Source organism: Mesoterricola sp. MK458 (assembly GCF_055384935.1).
Genome location: NZ_AP045075.1, coordinates 3962732 through 3979275 on the forward strand (window position 1 = coordinate 3962732; position 16544 = coordinate 3979275).

Genomic DNA, 16544 nt, shown 5'->3' on the forward strand with positions numbered 1-16544 from the left:
GCCGAGGTCGCTTCGCGATCACGCATGCCGACCCAAGCCGCCCAGGCCCTGCCCGCTATCGCGGGCCGCGCAGCCAGGCTGCGCTAGGCAGGGGGCGCTGGTCCTTCCGCATGCAAGCCTGTGGGTGACCAGCGCCCCCAGCCTTGGTCGGGCCTGGGCTCAGCTTCCGGGCAACCACCGGGGCTGGGCACTTTCCAGGAGGTTCAGGAATCCATTGGATGGAGGTCGAACTGGACACCGCTTTCGAGGGTCTTCTTGTCCCCGAGTCACAACGGGTCGATCTTTTGGTGGACGGTACGGTGGTTTTGGATTCATAGACCGTGGAAGGTTTCACCCCCATTCTCCAAGCCCAGGCCCTACCAAGGCAGGGGGCGCTGGGCCCCCACAGGCTTGCATGGGGAAGGACCAGCGCCCCCTGCCGCGCGCAGCGTAGCTGTGCGGCCCGCGTTAGCGGGCAGGGCCTGGGCGGGATGGGTTGGCGTGCCTGGTTGCGAAGCCTCCTCTGCGTAACTCCGCGCCTCAGCGTGCTCGGCGTACGTGTTCTTCACCCGACGCTGCCGGGGTTTCCGATTCGGATGAGATGATCAAACAGAACCACAGGAGTGGGTCGTGATGGTTCCACTATTCTGATCGACGTACCCTAGCCCGCGCGGTACGGCGTGAAGTGGGGATCCCACTGCGCGCGGGCCACGGCCTGCTCGATGGCTTCGTCGTCCATGATGCGGCCCAGGCCCTCCTCGCGGGCCTGGCGGGCCACGGCGACGGCCACGGCGGTGGAGACCCGGCGGATGTCCTCCATCTCCGGAAGCATCATGCCCTGGGCCTCCTGCTCGGGGGTGACCATCTCGCTGATGGCGCGGCTCGCGGCCAGGAGCATGCTGTCGGTGATGCGGGACGCCTTGGCCACCAGCGCCCCCAGGCCGACGCCGGGGAAGATGTACATGTTGTTGCACTGGGAGGACCGCAGGACCTTGCCCTTCCATTCCATGGGAGGGAAGGGGCTGCCGCAGGCCACCAGGCCCTTGCCGTCCGTGGCCTTCCACACCTGCTCGGGCGTGGCCTCGCACTTGGAGGTGGGGTTGCTCAGGGCGAACACGATGGGCCGCTCCGTGACCTTGGCCACCTCCTGGAGGATGGCTTCGCTGAACAGGCCGGTCTGGGCGGTGACGCCCACGAGCACCGAGGGGCGTCCGTTGCGCACCACGTCGAGCATGCCGATCTTCCCGGGGGCGTCCAGCTTCCACCCGGCCACCGACGCGCGGCGCTGGGCCATGGGGCGCTGGGGCTCCTCGAGGAGCGGATCGTCCTCCACCAGGAGGCCCTGCATGTCGATGCAGAAGACCCGGGCCCGGGCCTCCTCGTCGGAGAGGCCCTCGGCCTTGAGGGCCGACAGGATGTTCATGGAGATGCCGGTGCCGGCCTGGCCCATGCCCACGATCATGTACCGCTCGTCGGAGAAGCGGCTCTTCTTGATGCGCATGGCCGTCATGAGCGCGGCCAGGGACGTGGATCCGGTGCCCTGGATGTCGTCGTTGAACGAGAGGATCCGGTCCTTGTACCGCTCGAGGTTCTTGAAGGCCGTGGATTTCCCGAAGTCCTCCCACTGCAGGAGGGCGTCGGGGAAATGGCGCTTAACGGCCATCACGAAGGTCTCGACGATCTTCTCGTAGGCGTCGCCACGCAGGCGGGGCTGGCGGTAGCCCAGGTAGTAGGGGTCGTCCAGGAGGCGCTGGTTGTTGGTGCCCACGTCCAGGCACACCGGGAGGCACACGTGGGGATGCAGGCCGCCGGCGGCCACGTAGAGGCTCACCTTGCCCACGGGGATGCCCATCCCGTCCGAGCCCAGGTCGCCCAGGCCCAGGATGCGCTCGCCGTCGGTGACCACGATGAGGTTCACGGTGGGCAGGGTGATGTTCCGGAACACCTCGTCGATGGTGTCGATGTTCTCGGGCGTGATGTACACGCCCCGGAACCGGCGCTGGATGCTGCTCATCTGCAGGCAGGCCGTTCCCACCGTGGGCGTGTAGACGATGGGCACCATCTCCTTCAGGTGCTCGGTGACCAGCTTGTAGAAGATCACCTCGCTCCGGTCCTGCAGGGCCACCAGGAAGATGTATTTCTCAAGGTCGTCCGGTTTGTGCTGAAACGCTTCATAGGCCCGGCTCACCTGGTGCTCCAGGGGCTGGACCGCGGAGCGCACGAGACCCTCCAGCCCGAGGGCCAGGCGCTCCTCCCGGGTGAAGCTGGCGGCCTTGTTGAGGTGAGGGTCGTTGAGCAGTTGGCGACCCCGGGCGTACACCTCGTAATAGGCCTCGCCCGTCATGGGGTCGATCTTGAAGGCGAACGTCTTCATGGTGGGTCTCCTGCCTGGAATTGGTTCCGGACCATCTTATCCCTTTTGTCGAGCGGATTTTGGGCGCGTTCACACCGGGTCGGCCTGAAATGGGTGACCGCCATCACATAAAACGACCTCTTTGTCGTGAAAGGAGTAATATTTGGGAATCCAGCGACATAGGCCCGAGCTTCCGCCTCTGCCGCCCGATGGAAGACCTAGCAAAGGTTCGGCTTTCTTCATTTGGAGACATCCATGGGTCAGAAAAAAGCACTGTTGATAGACATCTCGCTCTGCGTGGGCTGCAACGCCTGCCAGGCCGCCTGCAAGGCGGAGAACGGCCTGCCCGAAGGTGACGAGAAGACCCTCTCCCTCAGTGCCTTCACCGCCCTGAGCGAGCATGACGGTCTCTTCGTGAGGAACATGTGCCAGCACTGCGATATTCCTACCTGCGTGTCCGCTTGTCCGGTCGCAGCGTTGGAGAAGCGGGCGGACGGACCTGTCCTTTACAGTGCCGATAAGTGCATTGGTTGCCGCTATTGCATGCAGGCCTGCCCCTTCCACATTCCCCGCTACGAGTGGAAGAGCACCCGGCCGGGCATCAAGAAGTGCATCCTGTGCGCCCCCCGCCTGGAGAAGGGCCTGCCCACCGCCTGCTCCGAGGCCTGCCCCACCGGCGCCACCAAGTTTGGGGATCGCAACGACTTGCTCATCGAGGCCACGAACCGCATCACCGCCGATTCCGGCAAGTACGTGCCCAAGATCTACGGCAAGAACGACGTGGGCGGCACCTCCGTCCTCTACATCAGCCCGGTGCCCTTCGAGAAGCTGGGCTTTGACACCCGCCTGGGCCAGGAGCCCATGCCCATCCTGACCATGAATGCCCTATCCAAGGTGCCCAACGTCGTGGGCGTCGGGAGCGTCATGCTTGCGGGCATCTGGTGGATCACGAACCGCCGCGAGGACGTCGCCCGCGAGGAAGGCTCGAAGAAGCAGGACTCCAACCATAAGAATCGGGGTTAAGCATGAAAACCTTCAAATTTCCCCGCATCACCTTCTGGGGCGTGGTCGCCACGACCCTGATCGTCCTGGGCGTCGGCGCCGCCATCGCGCGGTTCACCCTGGGCCTGGGCGCCACCACGAACCTTTCCGACGAGTTCCCCTGGGGGCTCTGGATCGGCTTCGACTTCCTGGGCATCGGCCTGGCCGCGGCCGGCTTCACCATCGTGGCGGCGGTGCACCTCTTCCACGCCAAGGACTACGAGCCCATCGTGCGCCCGGCGATCCTCACCGCCTTCATCGGCTACCTCCTGGTGGTCCTGGTGCTCGTCATCGACCTGGGCCGCCCCGACCACTTCTGGCATCCCCTGGTCATGTGGAACCATCATTCCGTGATGTTCGAGATCACCTGGTGCGTCATCCTCTACACCACGGTCCTTTCGGCCGAGTTCGCGCCGATCGTGCTGGAGAAGTTCAACCTCCACACCCCCATCAAGTGGATCCACAGTGTCTCCCTGCCCCTGATGATCCTGGGCGTGCTGCTTTCCACCCTCCACCAGTCCTCCTTCGGATCGCTCTACCTGATCGTTCCCAACCGGCTTCACCCGCTCTGGTACACGCCCCTGCTGCCCATCCTCTTCTTCATCTCCTGCATCGCCTCGGGCGTCTCCATGGTGATCCTGGAGACCCTGGTCCTCTCCCGCAAGGGCCGGACCCTGCTTCCGCCGGAGCTGCGGGCCAACCTCGCCAAGATCACGGCGGTCGCGCTGGCCGTGTACCTCGTGGTCCGGTTCCAGGACATGTTCTCCCGGGGCTCCATTGTTGAGCTGAAGCACCTGACCTACCACAGCCTCGCATTCTGGTTCGAGATCATCGTCGGCTTCGTGGTGCCCCTCATCCTCCTCCTGTCCAACCGCATCCGCCATTCCCGGCGCGGCCTCTACGTCACCACCATCATGGTGCTGGCGGGCTTCGCGGCCAACCGCATGAACGTGGCCGTGACCGGCCTGGAGCAGTACCCCGCCCGCACCTACTTCCCGTCCCTGCTGGAAGTGCTCGTCATGACCGGCATCGCGGCCATCGGGTTCACAGCCTTCACGCTCATCGCGCGCTACCTCCCCATCTTCCCGGACGTGGCGCCGCCCGAGCCCGACGAGCACCCGTTCTCCAGCCTCAGCCCGGCCATCGAGGGGGACTGACATGGGCACGCGCATCGGCACACGCCTGATCCTGGGGGCCGGCCTGGTTTCGGCCCTGGCCATCGGGCTCATGGCGGGCCTGATCATGCGCTCCCACAACGAGGGCCTGGTCTCCCAGCTCACGCGCAACGCCAACCAGCTGGGTGAGACCATCAAGAGCAGCACGCACTACGACATGCTCGAGAACCGCCGGGACGGCCTCCACAGGCAGATCCGGACGATGGGCGCCCTGCGCGGGGAGGGCATCCGCAAGGTCCGGCTCTTCAACAAGGAAGGCCGGATCATGTTCTCCTCGGACAGCCAGGAGATCGGCACCACCGTGAACAAGCGCGGCGAGGCCTGCTACGCCTGCCATGCCGAGGGTCAGCCCCTGGAGAAGCTGGACGTGAACGCCCGGGCCCGCGTCTACAAGGACGCCGACGGAACCCGGGTGCTGGGGATCATCAACCCCATCCCCAACGAGCCCTCCTGCTATACCGCCGACTGCCACGCCCATTCGGCCTCCCAGCGCGTGCTGGGCGTGCTGGACGTGAACGTCTCCATGGCCGAGGCCGACCGGGAGATGGCGAGGGGCCGCAAGGTGATGGCCAGCTTCGCGGTGCTGGCCATCGCCTGCAGCAGCCTCATCATCTGGTGGCTCAACCGCAAGCTCGTGGTGCGGCCGGTGGAGGCCCTCATGGAAGGCACGCGGCGGGTGGCCAACGGCGACCTGACGACGGCCATCAAGGTGGAGGGGCACCATGAGCTCAGCCACCTGGCCCAAGCCTTCAACACGATGACGAGCCAGATATCCGAAACCCGGCTCCAGCTCACCCAGGCCGACAAGCTCGCCTCCGTGGGCCGCCTCGCGGCGGGCATTGCCCACGAGATCAACAACCCCCTCACGGGCGTCCTCACCTACGCCTCCCTCATGGCCAAGCGCCTTCCCGAAGGGGACCCCAACGGCGAGGACGTGGACGTCATCATCCGCGAGACCAAGCGCTGCCGGTCCATCATCAAGGAACTCCTCGACTTCGCCCGTCCCGCACCCCCCACCCGCAGGTCCACCGACCTCAACGAGGTGGCGCGCCATTCCCTGGCCGTGGTGATGAACCAGCTGAGTCTCAATCACATCAATCTGGCCCTGGACCTGACCCAGGACCTGCCCGCGGCCTACGCCGACGGGAACCAGATGCAGCAGGTCGTCGTGAACCTCCTGCTCAACGCCGCGGACGTGGTGGAGCCCGGAACGGGCCAGATCACCATGGCCACCAAGGTCTTCGACGACGCCTTCGTGGAGATCCAGGTCACCGACAACGGTTCGGGCATCGAGCCCGAGGACCTGCCCCACCTCTTCGAGCCCTTCTTCTCCACCAAGGGGAACCGCGGCACGGGCCTCGGCCTCGCGGTGACCTGGGGTATCGTGGAGAGTCACGGCGGCTCGATCGACGTCCAGACCGAACTGGGCCAGGGCACCACTTTCTCGATCCGAATTCCCACCCTCAACCCCGAAGCCGGAATCTCCCCATCCTGATAGGAGCCAATGCCATGACCGTGCTGCTCGTAATAATCATGCTGCTCGCCTTTGTGGGCATCGACTACCTGGTGCGCGAGACCACGCGGCGCATGCGGGAGAAGCGCCAGCGGGCCGCCCGCGAGGAGATCCTCAATGTCGCGGTCCGGCTGGACATCGCCGGCGAGGTCAAGACCCTCAAGCGCATCGAAGTGCCCGAGCCCCGCGCCCGCATCCTCGCCGTGGACGACGAAGGCATCGTGCTGGATTCGTTCCGGCGGATTCTCGTCCTGGAAGGCTACAACGTCGACACCGTCGAGAACGGCCCCGAGGCCCTCAACCTCGTGCAGCGCCACGACTATGACTTCGTCTTCACCGATCTCAAGATGCCCATCATGGACGGCGTCGAGGTCGTGAAGGCCGTCAAGCACCTGCGCCCCGACGTGGACGTGGTCGTCATCACCGGCTACGCCACCATCGAGACCGCCGTGGAGACCATGAAGCACGGCGCCTCCGAATACGTCCAGAAGCCCTTCACCGCCGAGGAGCTCTCGGAGTTCGTCAACCGCCTGCTGATCAAGCGCCAGTCCCGTCTCGAGAGCCAGAAGGAACCCACCGTCCGCATCGTCTCGCCCACCCAGGCCGAAGGCGCCCCCGCTGGCGAGTACTGCGTTCCCGGCGGATCCTTCGTCTCTCCCGGCCACGCCTGGGTCCGCATCGAGCCCGACGGACAGGTGCGGGTTGGCGTCGACGACTTCGCCCACAAGGCCCTGGGCGAGGTGAGCGAAGTGGTCCTCCCGGATCCTGGCACGTCCTGCAAGGTGGGCGACGTCCTCTTCTCCTTCAAGCGCGGCGACGAGGAGATCCGGTTCTGCGCCCCCGTCACCGGCAAGGTGGTGGAGGACAACGCCCGGCTCAAGGCCGAGCCCAGCCTGGTGGCCGACAGCCCCTACAAGGACGGCTGGGTCTGCCGCATCAAGCCCGTGGACCTGGCTTCCGAACTGGGCGCCCTGCGCATCGGGCGCCCCGTGGCCGAGTGGTACGGCGAGGAGATCAAGCGCCTGCGCGAGCTCAAGGCCGAGAACAACGGCCAGGAACTCTCCTGGGCCACCCTGGAGAGCCGCTTCCTCAAGTAGGAGGTCCGGTACGGCGCAACGGCCCCCTCGCGGGGGCCGTTCGCGTTTCGGGCTTCATGCAACACTTATCCAATGGCGTTTGAAATATTGAAGGTAAGCTATTCCATCCAATCGCCAAGGGGGTAGCCATGAAGTTCCTCGATGCGCTCCGGACCGTCCTCGTCCTGGCCGCCTGCGCCCTCGCGCAGGCCCAGACCGACGTCACCGTCTACACCTACAACGACCGGCCCCCCTTCGTGGTGGACAAGGCCAAGCAGGACGGCCTCGAGTACCGCCTCTGCCAGTGGCTGACCAAGGAGAGCAAAACCCACCGGTTCACCCTCAAGGTGGTCACGGCCCCCGAGGCCAAGGCCATGGTGGAAAAGGGCGAACTCAAGGGCGTCCTGCTGGGCGTGAACAAGGTCTGGTTCCCGGAACCGGTGCGGGCCGCCAACCTGTGGACCCCCGCCATCCTCTGGGACCGCAACCTGGTGGTGTCCCTGGACGGGAAGAAGGTCGAGTACGCCGGCCCCGAGTCCCTGGCGGGCCTGAAGCTCGCGGGCGTCGGCGGCTACGCCTACCCCGCCCTCACCGAGGCCGTGAAGGCGGGCCGCATCCAGCGCCTGGACTTCGGCTCCGAGATCCTGGCCCTCCAGGCGGTGGCCGGGGGCAAGGCCGACGTGACCATCGTGAGCGAGTGGACCCTCATGTATGCCCAGCTGCGCCTGGACATCCCGGGCAACTTCTACCAGTCCAACAAGTCCTTCCTGGAATTCGAGCGGGTCATCCTCGTGCCGCCCGCCCAGAAGGAGCTCTACGAGCACCTGACGAAACTGCTCACCGACGTGCGCAAGAACGCCGGCTGGCAGGAGGCGACCTCGCTCTGAACGCGGAAACGCCGGGGCCCAGGGGCCCCGGCGTCAGGTCCGAACGATCCTAGAATCCGGCCTTGTTGGGATAGGCGGGCTTCGCGGGATGCTTGGGAGGATTCTTCTTCAGGGCGTCCTCCACTTCCTTGATGGCCCGGTCCAGCTGGGGATCCTTGCCCTGGGCCGTGAGGGCGGGATCGTCGATCACCTCGATGTCTGGGTCAACCCCGTGGCCCTCGATCATCCACTTGCCGTCGGTGGAGTAGATGCCGAAGGTGGGAACGGTGATGTTGCCGCCGTCGATGAGGCCGGGGGCGCCGCTGATGCCGATGAGCCCGCCCCAGGTGCGCCGCCCGATGAGGGGGCCCAGGCCGGCCTGGCGGAAGTAGAAGGGGAAGCAGTCGCCGCCCGATCCGCTCCAGCCGTTGATGAGCATGGCCATGGGGCCGTTGTGGGCGGTCACGGGCCACTGCCAGTCCTTGCCGTCGCGCACGCCCCAGTAGTTGAGGACCTTGCGGCCCAGCAGCTCGGTGAAGCGGTCGGGGATTTGGCCGCCGCTGTTGAAGCGCTCGTCGATGACCAGCCCGTCCTTGTCCCACTGGCCCTGGAACTGGCGCACCAGGTCGGTCTGGCCGCCGATGCCGGTGTCGGGCACGTAGATGTAGCCGATGCGCCCGCCCGAGGCCTTGTCCACGTAGGCGCGCTTGGCCTCGACCCAGGCCTGGTAGCGCAGGGAGCCTTCGTTGCCGATGGCGTCCACCATGATGTCCCGGGCGCCTTCCTTGCCGGGCTTGTCGTTGACGGTGAGAAGCACCGTTTTGCCCGCCAGGCCCTGGAAGGCGGCCCAGGGGTCCTTCCGGGTGTCCATGGGCACGTGGTTGACCGCCAGGAGGTAGTCGCCTTCCTTCACATTGAGGCCGGGCTGGGCCAGGGGGGCCTTGGCGGCGGCATCCCAGGAGGCGCCGCGGAGGATCTTCTTGATGCGGAACTGGCCGTTCTCGAGGGCGAAGTCCGCCCCCAGGAGCCCCACGGCGCGCCGCTGGGGGATCTCCACGTCACCGCCGCCCCGGTAGGCGTGGGAGGCGTTCAGCTCGGAGATCAGCTCGCCGATGACGAAGTTCACGTCCTCGCGGGTGGCGCAGTCGTCCAGGAGCTTGCCGTAGCGGGCCTTCATGACCTTCCAGTCGACCCCGTGCATGCCCGGATCGTAGAACATGTCCCGTTCCAGCCGCCAGGTGTCGTTGAAGATCTGGCGCCATTCCGCGGCGGGGTCCACCTCCATGGGCAGGTCTGCCGTGGGGAGCTTCTTGTCCAGCTTCTGGTCGGCCTTGATGTCCAGGAAGGCATAGGCGTCCTTGCGCCGCACGAGGACCTTGCCGCCCTCGGCCGCAACGGCCGCGCCGTCCACGTCGGCCAGGATCGTCTTCTCCTCCCGCTCCTCCAGGTCGTAGTACTGGAGGTTGCCCTTGGATTCCCCTTCGGGGTTCATCTGGGGGATGCGCCGGTACACCACCTTGCCCTTCACGGCGGCGAGGTCCGAGATGTTCCCGGCGGGGGGAGGCAGGAGGACCATCCGGCCCTCGAGGCCGTCCAGGTCGATGTCGACGGACTTGGGGGCGGGCTTTTCGGCCTTCTTCGCGTCCTTCTTGTCCTCCTTCTTGTCTTCCTTCTTCTCTTCCTTCTTTTCGGCATCGGCGTCGTTGCGTGCCGCCACGGGGGAGGCCACGTCCTTGCGCAGGGGGATGGCCGCCAGACGCGTGGAGTTCGCGTAGATCCAGGTGGGGTCCATGTCGCTGTAGGTCGGGCTGAAGTTCTGGCCCGTGGTCAGGAAGAGGTACTTCCCTTCGGGATCGAAGGCCACGTCGCCGGCGTTGTAGTACGCGGAGGTGGCCTGGGTCACCTTCCCGTCCCGGGTGTCGTAGAGCTTGACCACGCCGTTGCGCCGGGCGGAGTCGATGACGTACCCGAACCAGCGGCTGTCCGAGGACCAGCTGCCGCGGAACTGCTCCATGGCGCCGTCCATCATGAAAAAGCCCTTGTCGATGGCCGTGACCTTGCCCGTCTCCAGTTCGCAGACGTGGATGCGCATGGCCTGGTCGCCGAAGACGACGCGCTTGCCGTCGGGGGACCACAGGATGTTGTAGCGGAACCCGGGTCCCATGTGGGTGACCTGGCGCTCCTCGCCGGAGCCGTCCGCGGCCTTGAGGCACAGCTCGTATTCGCCGCTGCGGTCGCTGAAGTAGGCCACCTGCTTGCCGTCGGGGGACAGCGCGGGGAACCGCTCGGCGACGCCGGGGGTGTGGCTGAGGTTCATGACGAAGCCCCGTTCCGCGGGCACCGAGAACACCTCGCCCCGGGCCTCGAACACGGCCCGCTTGCCCTGGGGCGACGGGGAGGCGCTGCGGATGAGCTTGGAGGCGTTTTCGGCGCGGGGCTTGAGGGCGGCGCGGTCCGTGACGGCCTCCACCTTCACCTCGGAGAGGGTGCCCGTGGCCAGGTCGATGCGGTGGAGCCGGCCCCCGGCTTCCAGGACGATCTCGCTGGGTCCGATGGCCGGGAAGTGGACGTCGTATTCCTTGAAGAAGGTGATCTGCTTGAAGGCCTTGGTGGCGAGGTTGTAGGACCAGACGTTGCCGCGCTTGGCGGCGTCGCGGTCCGAAAGGAAATACAGGGTGTCGCCGTGCCACATGGGCATGGAGTCGTTGGACCCGCCCTCGCTGGGCAGACGCATGGAGGTCTTCTTCTCCAGGTCGTAGAACCAGATCTCCGAGGCCATGCCGCCCCGGTAGCGCTTCCAGGTGCGGAAGTCGGTGGAGATGGGCAGGTACGCCAGGGTCTTCCCGTCGGGGCTGAGGGCGCCGAACTCGCCGTAGGGCACGGGCAGCGCCTGGGGGATGCCGCCTTCCTTGGGCACGGTGAAGAGCTTGCTGAACCGGTCCCGCCCCGATTCCATGCCCGACGCGAAGAGGATGGACTTGCCGTCCGGGGTCCAGCCCACCACCCGGTCCGCGGCCGGGTTGTGGGTCACGCGCACCGGCACCCCGCCGCCCACGGGCATGACGTAGACATCCATGTTTCCATCATAATTTGCGGAGAAGGCGATCTCCTTGCCGTCGGGCGAGAACCGGGCGAAGACCTCCTCCCCCTTGGGGGTGGAAAGCCTTTGGGCGAGGCCACCGGTCTTGTTCACGACCCAGATGTCCGATGCGTAGGTGAAGGCGATCCGGCTGGCCGAGATGTCGGGATACCGCATTAGCCTTGCATCGATCTGAGCCTGGGCCGAAACCCCCGCCGCCAGCACCATCGGTACCGTCAACCAGGTCAACGTACGCATTAGTCTCTCCTTATGGAAGGTTTCCTGAGGAGTTTACCGGGCGAAGCGGGACCGGGTTTAGGGGCCGCCGGGGGCTGACCATGATTTTATGAATGCCTCGAATTTGCGACCTCGCCGCGGATGGGCGCAGGACGGCGGGCGGGTCAGTCCGCCAGCGTGGACAGGTCTCCGGGGTCCTCGCCCATCTCGATGGCCTTGAGGTAGCGGCGGACGATCTTCCCGGAACGGGTCTTGGGCAGCGTCGCGCGCACCTCGATCTCGGACGGCGTCGCGATGGGGCCCAGGTCCTGGCGCACGTGGTCCTTGAGGGACGCGATGAGGCCGGGACCCTGCTCGACGCCCACGCGCAGCACCACGAAGGCCTTGATCCGCTCGCCCTTGACGGCGTCGGGCAGCCCGATGACGGCGGCTTCCGCCACGGCCGGGTGGCGCACCAGCGCGCCCTCCACGTCGGCGGTGCCGATGCGGTGTCCGGCCACGTTCATCACGTCGTCGGAGCGCCCCAGCACGGCGAAGTAGCCGTCGGCGTCCTTCACGGCGATGTCGCCGGCGGTGTAGACGCCGCCCGGAACCTGGTTCCAGTAGCGCTCGTACCGGGGATGGTCGCCCCACACGGTGCGCATCATGTAGGGCAGGGGCTTTCTCAGGATGAGGAGGCCGCCGGATCCGGCGGGCACCGGGTTCCCGTCGGCGTCCACCACCTCCGCGGCGACGCCGGGCATGGCCTTGCCCACCTTTCCCGGCCGGGCCTCGAAGGTCGGGAGCGTGCCCAGCACCGGCGCGGCGATCTCGGTCTGCCACCAGTTGTCCACCACCATCCCGTTGCTCTGACCCGCCAGGTGCTTCTGGGCCCAGTGGTGGGCCTCGGGGTTGAGGGGCTCGCCGGCGCACGCGATGAGGCGCAGGCGGGAGAGGTCGTACTTGGCGGGGGCCGCGGGCCCGTGGCTCATCCACATGCGGATGGCCGTGGGGGCCGTGAACATCAGGTTCACGCCGTACCGCTCGCACAGCTCCCAGGTGACCTCGGGGCTGGGGTAGTCCGGCACCCCTTCGCGGCAGAACACGGTGGCGCCGCAGGAAAGGGGTCCGTAGACGATGAAGGAGTGCCCCACGATCCAGCCGATGTCCGAGGTGCTCCAGTAGATGTCCCGGTCGGTGATCTGGAAGAAGGCCCGGGCCAGGTAGGTCACCCCCACCAGGTACCCGCCGGTGGCGTGCACGACGCCCTTGGGCTTGCCGGTGGTGCCGGAGGTGTACAGGATGAACAGCGGGTCCTCGGCGTCCATGGGTTCGGGCGCGCAGTGGATGCTGTGGGCCTCCTGGCAGTCGTAGAAGTCGTGCTCGCGCTCGGACTCGAAGGCGAAGGGCTCGTCCCCGGGCCGGGAGCCCCGGCGGTGGACGATGACGTGGCCCACGCTGAACAGGTCGCGCACCGCCTCGTCCACCGTGGGCTTGAGGGGGACCTTCTTGCCGCGCCGGAACGTGAAGTCCGAGCACACCACCACCTTGGCCTGGCAGTCCTCGATGCGCGCGCGCAGGGCCTGAGTGCCCATGCCCGCGTAGACGACGGAATGGATGGCGCCGATGCGGGCGCAGGCCAGCATGGTGATGATGCCTTCGGGGCACAGGGGCATGTAGATGATGACCCGGTCGCCCTTCTTGACGCCCATGTTCTTGAGGGTGTTGGCGAAGCGGTTCACCTCCCGGTAGAGCCGCCCGTAGGTGTAGGCGTGCTCCTCCCCGTCCTCGCCCACCCAGATGAGGGCCGCCTTGTTCCGGCGCTCGGAATACACGTGGCGGTCGATGCAGTTCACCGTCACGTTGAGCTTGCCGCCCACGAACCACTGGTGCGCGGGCGGGCTGAAGCGGCTGACGGCGGTGTAGGGCTCCATCCAGTCCACGAGCTTGGCCCGGTCCGCCCAGAACCCGTCGGGGTCGGTCTGGGCATGGGCGCGCTCCACCGCGTCGTTGGCGAGGTGGGCCTGGCGGGAGAGCCAGATGGGCGCGGGGATGACGTTCTCGTCCCGCTGCAGGCGCTGGATCGCAGCCTGCTGGGATTCGCTCAACTGCGCCGCGGCGTGAAGGTCATCACGGGGTCCGGTGGCCATGGCCCTTCTCCTTGGGTGGAAAGCGACCCCGATCCTAGACGCAATCTCACGATAGTCGATGGGAAACTCCTGAAAGTTTCCCCGCCGGCCATGGTGAAATGGAGGTTCCCCCTGCAGAGGACCACGATGCCTGCGCTAACCGATCCATTCCAATACAAAGGCCTTCGGCTGGGCAATCGCCTGGTGATGGCCCCCATGGCCACCGGCATGGCCGAGGACCACCGGGCCACCGAGGCGCAGATCGACTGGTACCGCCAGCACGCGCGTGCCAGCGTGGGCCTCGTGGTCGTGGAGGCCACCGCCGTCCTGCCCGACGGCATCATCCTGCCCCGGAACCTCGGCATCTGGGACGATGCCCATATCCCCGGCCTGGCCGCCATCGCCGGGGCCATCAAGGCCGGAGGGGCCGCGGCCGTCATCCAGCTGGTGCACGGCGGAGGCCGCTCCGTGCGGGCCGACCTCGCCGTGGAACGCATCGCGCCCTCCCCCGTGGCGCTCCTGCCCGGGCCCGCGCCCCGGGAAATGACCGAGGCCGAGATCCAGGACGTCATCCGCGCCTTCGCCGAAGGCGCCGCCCGGGCCCGGCGCGCCGGGTTCGACGGCGTGGAGATCCATGCCGCCCACTACTACCTCCTCTCCCAGTTCGTATCGCCCCGCACCAACCACCGCACCGACCGGTGGGGGGGGAACGAGGAGAACCGCTTCCGCATGGGCGTCGAGGTGGCCAAGGCGGTGCGCGCCGCCGTGGGCCCCGACTGCCTCGTCTTCTGCCGCATGCACGGGGTGGAGAACGTGGAAGGCGGGCTCGGCACCGACGAAGCCGTCCGGTTCGCCCAGGCCCTGGAAGCCGCCGGCGTGGACGTCATCGACGCCTCGGGCATCGGCCAGTCCAGCCTGGGCGACTGGGAGGGCCAGCCCTACCTGAACACCAGTTCGGTGCCCCCCAAGGGCTCCCCGGGAGGCGGGTTCGCCGCCTCCGCCCGGCGCATCCGCCACGCGGTGGGGATCCCCGTCATCACCGTGGGCAAGCTCTCCGGCCCCGGCCTGGCCCAGGGCGTCCTGGACGCGGGTCAGGCCGACCTGGTGGCCCTGGCCCGGCCCCTCATCGCGGACTTCCGCGTGGCGGAAAAGCTCCTGGCCGGCCGGGACGCGGAAATCGAGCCCTGCCTGGAATGCATGGCCTGCTTCGCCGCCATCCGGAAGGGCGCCATCCGCTGCACCGTCAACAAGGCCCTCTGATCCCCCCTCCCATGCGCCCGCCCACCCAGCCTTCCATCGTCATCCTCACCGGTGCCGGCATCTCCGCCGAGAGCGGCCTGGGGACGTTCCGGGCCGCCGGCGGGCTCTGGGAGAACCACCGGGTGGAAGACGTGGCGACCCCCGAGGGGTACCGGCGGAATCCCGCCCTGGTGCACGCCTTCTACAACCAGCGCCGCGCCCAGTTGAAGGAGGCCCAGCCCAACGCCGCCCACGCCGCCCTGGTGCGCCTGGAACGGGCGTGGCCCGCCGAGGTGCTGGTGGTCACCCAGAACGTGGACGACCTCCATGACCGCGCCGGCACCCGGAACCTCATCCACATGCACGGCGAGCTGCTGAAGGTGCGCTGCGGCCGGTGCGGCGCCGTGCACCGCCGGGAAGGGGATGCCTCCCAGGAGACCCCCTGTCCCGCCTGCGGCCGGAGCGGGGCCATCCGGCCCCACATCGTATGGTTCGGGGAGATGCCCCTGGAGATGGACCGCATCGGGGAGGCCCTGGAACGCTGCGGCCTGTTCGTGGCCGTGGGCACCTCGGGCAACGTGTACCCCGCCGCGGGCTTCGTGGAGCAGGTGCCGCCCGGGGCCCGGACCCTGGAACTGAACCTGGAAGCCTCGAACGTCAGCTCGCGGTTCGCCGAACGGCGCCTGGGGCCCGCCACGGTCCTGGTGCCGGAGCTCGTGGAGGAGTTGCTGGGGGGTTAGCTCCAGGCCAGGCACCTCAGGCTCATGGTCCCCATCTGCCACCCGTCGAAGACGGTGCGCACCGGCCCGTCCCCCGCGCCCATGGCCACGAAGACGGGGTCCAGGTGCTCCGTGGTGGCCGCGGCCCTGCGGCTCTGGGGCCAGGCCCGGCGGTGGTCCAGCAGTTCCTCCCGGCGGCCGTCGGCGAGCCGCTCCAGGAACCAGCGCTCCGCGTCCAGGGCCCAGGCCTCGGCCTGACCATCGGGCGCGTCCCATTCCACCAGGCCCAGGTTGTGCACCAGGCCGCCGCTGGCCAGGATGAGGATGCCCTCCTCCCGGAAGGCGCGCAGGCTCGCCCCCATGGCCAGGAGCTCCGCCGGGGCGGCCCTGGGCAGGCTCACCTGGACCACGGGCACATCGGCTTCGGGGAACAGGTGGCGCAGCACCGCCCAGGCCCCGTGGTCCAGGGGACGGAGCGGGTCCTCCCCCGCACCCAGGACCGCCGCCGCCCGCCCCGCCAGCGCGGGGTCGCCCGGGGCGGGGTAGTCCAGGGCATAGAGCTCCCGGGGGAACCCGCCGAAGTCGTGGAGGACCCCCGGCCTTGGGCTGGAGGTCACCCGCACGTCCGGGGTCTGCCAGTGCGCCGAGACCACCAGCACGGCCCGGGGCCGCTCCGGAAGCCCCGCCGCGAAGGCGCCCAGGGCGCGGGCATAGGCGGAACCTCCAAGGGCCAGCATGGGAGAACCGTGGGAGACGAAGAGGACGGGCTGCGTGACCATGGCGTCTGAACCTCCGGGGACGGAGACCGCTCCGCCCAGAATAGATGTTCAAACACCAAATTACGCTCCCCCCACCTCCGGCGCAATGAAATTCAGTGCAAAGCCAGGAAAAGAATCCCCACCCCGATGAGGGCCCCCGCCATGGCGTAGATGAGAACCCGCCAGGACTGCACATCCCGTGAGGGGTCCAGGCGGGGAAGGCGGGGATCGCCCTTGCGTTCGCCGTTCCATTTCCACGACTGCGGGCCGCGGCGGCGCTCCCAGGGGGGGATCTTGGATTTGGGGAGGTTGGGGCCGGGACGGGGTGGCATAGAATATAAATCCTTTAATGAAGATCAAAGGAAATATATACTATTAATTTAATCCTGCAAGGTTTCCAG

General features: G+C 67.4%; 12 protein-coding genes. 7 read left to right on the forward strand and 5 right to left on the reverse strand.

Going from position 1 to position 16544, the window contains the following annotated elements; all coding sequences use genetic code 11:
* Positions 1-640 precede the first annotated feature (640 nt).
* Entirely contained in the window at positions 641-2353 is a 1713-nt protein-coding gene (locus tag ACZ5LB_RS17395) for an NAD-dependent malic enzyme (protein ID WP_464603470.1), read from the reverse strand.
* 234 nt (positions 2354-2587) lie between these two features.
* Between ACZ5LB_RS17395 and ACZ5LB_RS17400 the strand changes: the two genes are divergently transcribed.
* From ACZ5LB_RS17400 to ACZ5LB_RS17420, 5 genes are all read left to right on the forward strand, one after another.
* On the forward strand, positions 2588-3355 hold the full coding sequence (locus ACZ5LB_RS17400; protein ID WP_464603471.1) for a 4Fe-4S dicluster domain-containing protein: 768 nt from the start codon (positions 2588-2590) through the stop codon (positions 3353-3355).
* A 2-nt stretch (positions 3356-3357) separates the two neighbouring features.
* On the forward strand, positions 3358-4530 hold the full coding sequence (nrfD, locus tag ACZ5LB_RS17405) for an NrfD/PsrC family molybdoenzyme membrane anchor subunit (protein ID WP_464603472.1): 1173 nt from the start codon (positions 3358-3360) through the stop codon (positions 4528-4530).
* 1 nt (position 4531) lies between these two features.
* A complete protein-coding gene (locus tag ACZ5LB_RS17410; protein ID WP_464603473.1) occupies positions 4532-6043 on the forward strand; it encodes a sensor histidine kinase in 1512 nt (503 codons plus the stop codon).
* Between the two features lie 14 nt (positions 6044-6057).
* Positions 6058-7158, forward strand: coding sequence for a glycine cleavage system protein H (locus ACZ5LB_RS17415; protein ID WP_464603474.1), 1101 nt, complete (start codon positions 6058-6060; stop codon positions 7156-7158).
* Positions 7159-7286: 128 nt separating this feature from the next.
* Positions 7287-8024, forward strand: coding sequence for a substrate-binding periplasmic protein (locus ACZ5LB_RS17420; RefSeq protein WP_464603475.1), 738 nt, complete (start codon positions 7287-7289; stop codon positions 8022-8024).
* A gap of 49 nt (positions 8025-8073) precedes the next feature.
* Here ACZ5LB_RS17420 and ACZ5LB_RS17425 read toward each other — a convergent pair whose 3' ends face one another.
* A complete protein-coding gene (locus tag ACZ5LB_RS17425; RefSeq protein ID WP_464603476.1) occupies positions 8074-11340 on the reverse strand; it encodes a S41 family peptidase in 3267 nt (1088 codons plus the stop codon).
* Positions 11341-11483: 143 nt separating this feature from the next.
* Positions 11484-13448 (reverse strand): acetate--CoA ligase, encoded by a 1965-nt coding sequence (gene acs, locus ACZ5LB_RS17430; RefSeq protein ID WP_464603477.1) that lies wholly within the window; start codon positions 13446-13448, stop codon positions 11484-11486.
* 195 nt (positions 13449-13643) lie between these two features.
* On the opposite strand from acs, the gene ACZ5LB_RS17435 reads away from it, so the two are divergent.
* Together ACZ5LB_RS17435 and cobB are read left to right on the forward strand one after the other, a co-directional pair.
* Positions 13644-14687, forward strand: a complete 1044-nt coding sequence (locus ACZ5LB_RS17435) for an oxidoreductase (RefSeq protein WP_464603478.1) — start codon at positions 13644-13646, stop codon at positions 14685-14687.
* A gap of 11 nt (positions 14688-14698) precedes the next feature.
* Complete coding sequence (gene cobB / locus ACZ5LB_RS17440; RefSeq protein WP_464603479.1) at positions 14699-15406, forward strand: Sir2 family NAD+-dependent deacetylase; 708 nt, start codon at positions 14699-14701, stop codon at positions 15404-15406.
* On the opposite strand, the gene ACZ5LB_RS17445 is transcribed toward cobB, so the two are convergent.
* Together ACZ5LB_RS17445 and ACZ5LB_RS17450 are read right to left on the reverse strand one after the other, a co-directional pair.
* Positions 15403-16164, reverse strand: coding sequence for a DODA-type extradiol aromatic ring-opening family dioxygenase (locus ACZ5LB_RS17445; RefSeq protein WP_464603480.1), 762 nt, complete (start codon positions 16162-16164; stop codon positions 15403-15405). The genes cobB and ACZ5LB_RS17445 overlap by 4 nt on opposite strands.
* Before the next feature lie 92 nt (positions 16165-16256).
* Positions 16257-16475 carry a hypothetical protein gene (locus tag ACZ5LB_RS17450; RefSeq protein WP_464603481.1) on the reverse strand — a complete coding sequence of 73 codons (219 nt, stop codon included), beginning with the start codon at positions 16473-16475 and terminating at the stop codon, positions 16257-16259.
* Positions 16476-16544: the final 69 nt, after the last annotated feature.

What these genes read in the sequence shown, in the direction of transcription:
- acs (WP_464603477.1), bottom strand. Translation starts at nt 13,448, where the DNA reads ATGGCCACCGGACCCCGTGATGACCTTCACGCCGCGGCGCAGTTGAGC.
- ACZ5LB_RS17450 (WP_464603481.1), bottom strand. Translation starts at nt 16,475, where the DNA reads ATGCCACCCCGTCCCGGCCCCAACCTCCCCAAATCCAAGATCCCCCCC.
- ACZ5LB_RS17410 (WP_464603473.1), top strand. Translation starts at nt 4,532, where the DNA reads ATGGGCACGCGCATCGGCACACGCCTGATCCTGGGGGCCGGCCTGGTT.
- ACZ5LB_RS17425 (WP_464603476.1), bottom strand. Translation starts at nt 11,340, where the DNA reads ATGCGTACGTTGACCTGGTTGACGGTACCGATGGTGCTGGCGGCGGGG.
- ACZ5LB_RS17435 (WP_464603478.1), top strand. Translation starts at nt 13,644, where the DNA reads ATGGCCACCGGCATGGCCGAGGACCACCGGGCCACCGAGGCGCAGATC.
- ACZ5LB_RS17400 (WP_464603471.1), top strand. Translation starts at nt 2,588, where the DNA reads ATGGGTCAGAAAAAAGCACTGTTGATAGACATCTCGCTCTGCGTGGGC.
- ACZ5LB_RS17415 (WP_464603474.1), top strand. Translation starts at nt 6,058, where the DNA reads ATGACCGTGCTGCTCGTAATAATCATGCTGCTCGCCTTTGTGGGCATC.
- ACZ5LB_RS17395 (WP_464603470.1), bottom strand. Translation starts at nt 2,353, where the DNA reads ATGAAGACGTTCGCCTTCAAGATCGACCCCATGACGGGCGAGGCCTAT.
- ACZ5LB_RS17445 (WP_464603480.1), bottom strand. Translation starts at nt 16,164, where the DNA reads ATGGTCACGCAGCCCGTCCTCTTCGTCTCCCACGGTTCTCCCATGCTG.
- ACZ5LB_RS17420 (WP_464603475.1), top strand. Translation starts at nt 7,287, where the DNA reads ATGAAGTTCCTCGATGCGCTCCGGACCGTCCTCGTCCTGGCCGCCTGC.
- cobB (WP_464603479.1), top strand. Translation starts at nt 14,699, where the DNA reads ATGCGCCCGCCCACCCAGCCTTCCATCGTCATCCTCACCGGTGCCGGC.
- nrfD (WP_464603472.1), top strand. Translation starts at nt 3,358, where the DNA reads ATGAAAACCTTCAAATTTCCCCGCATCACCTTCTGGGGCGTGGTCGCC.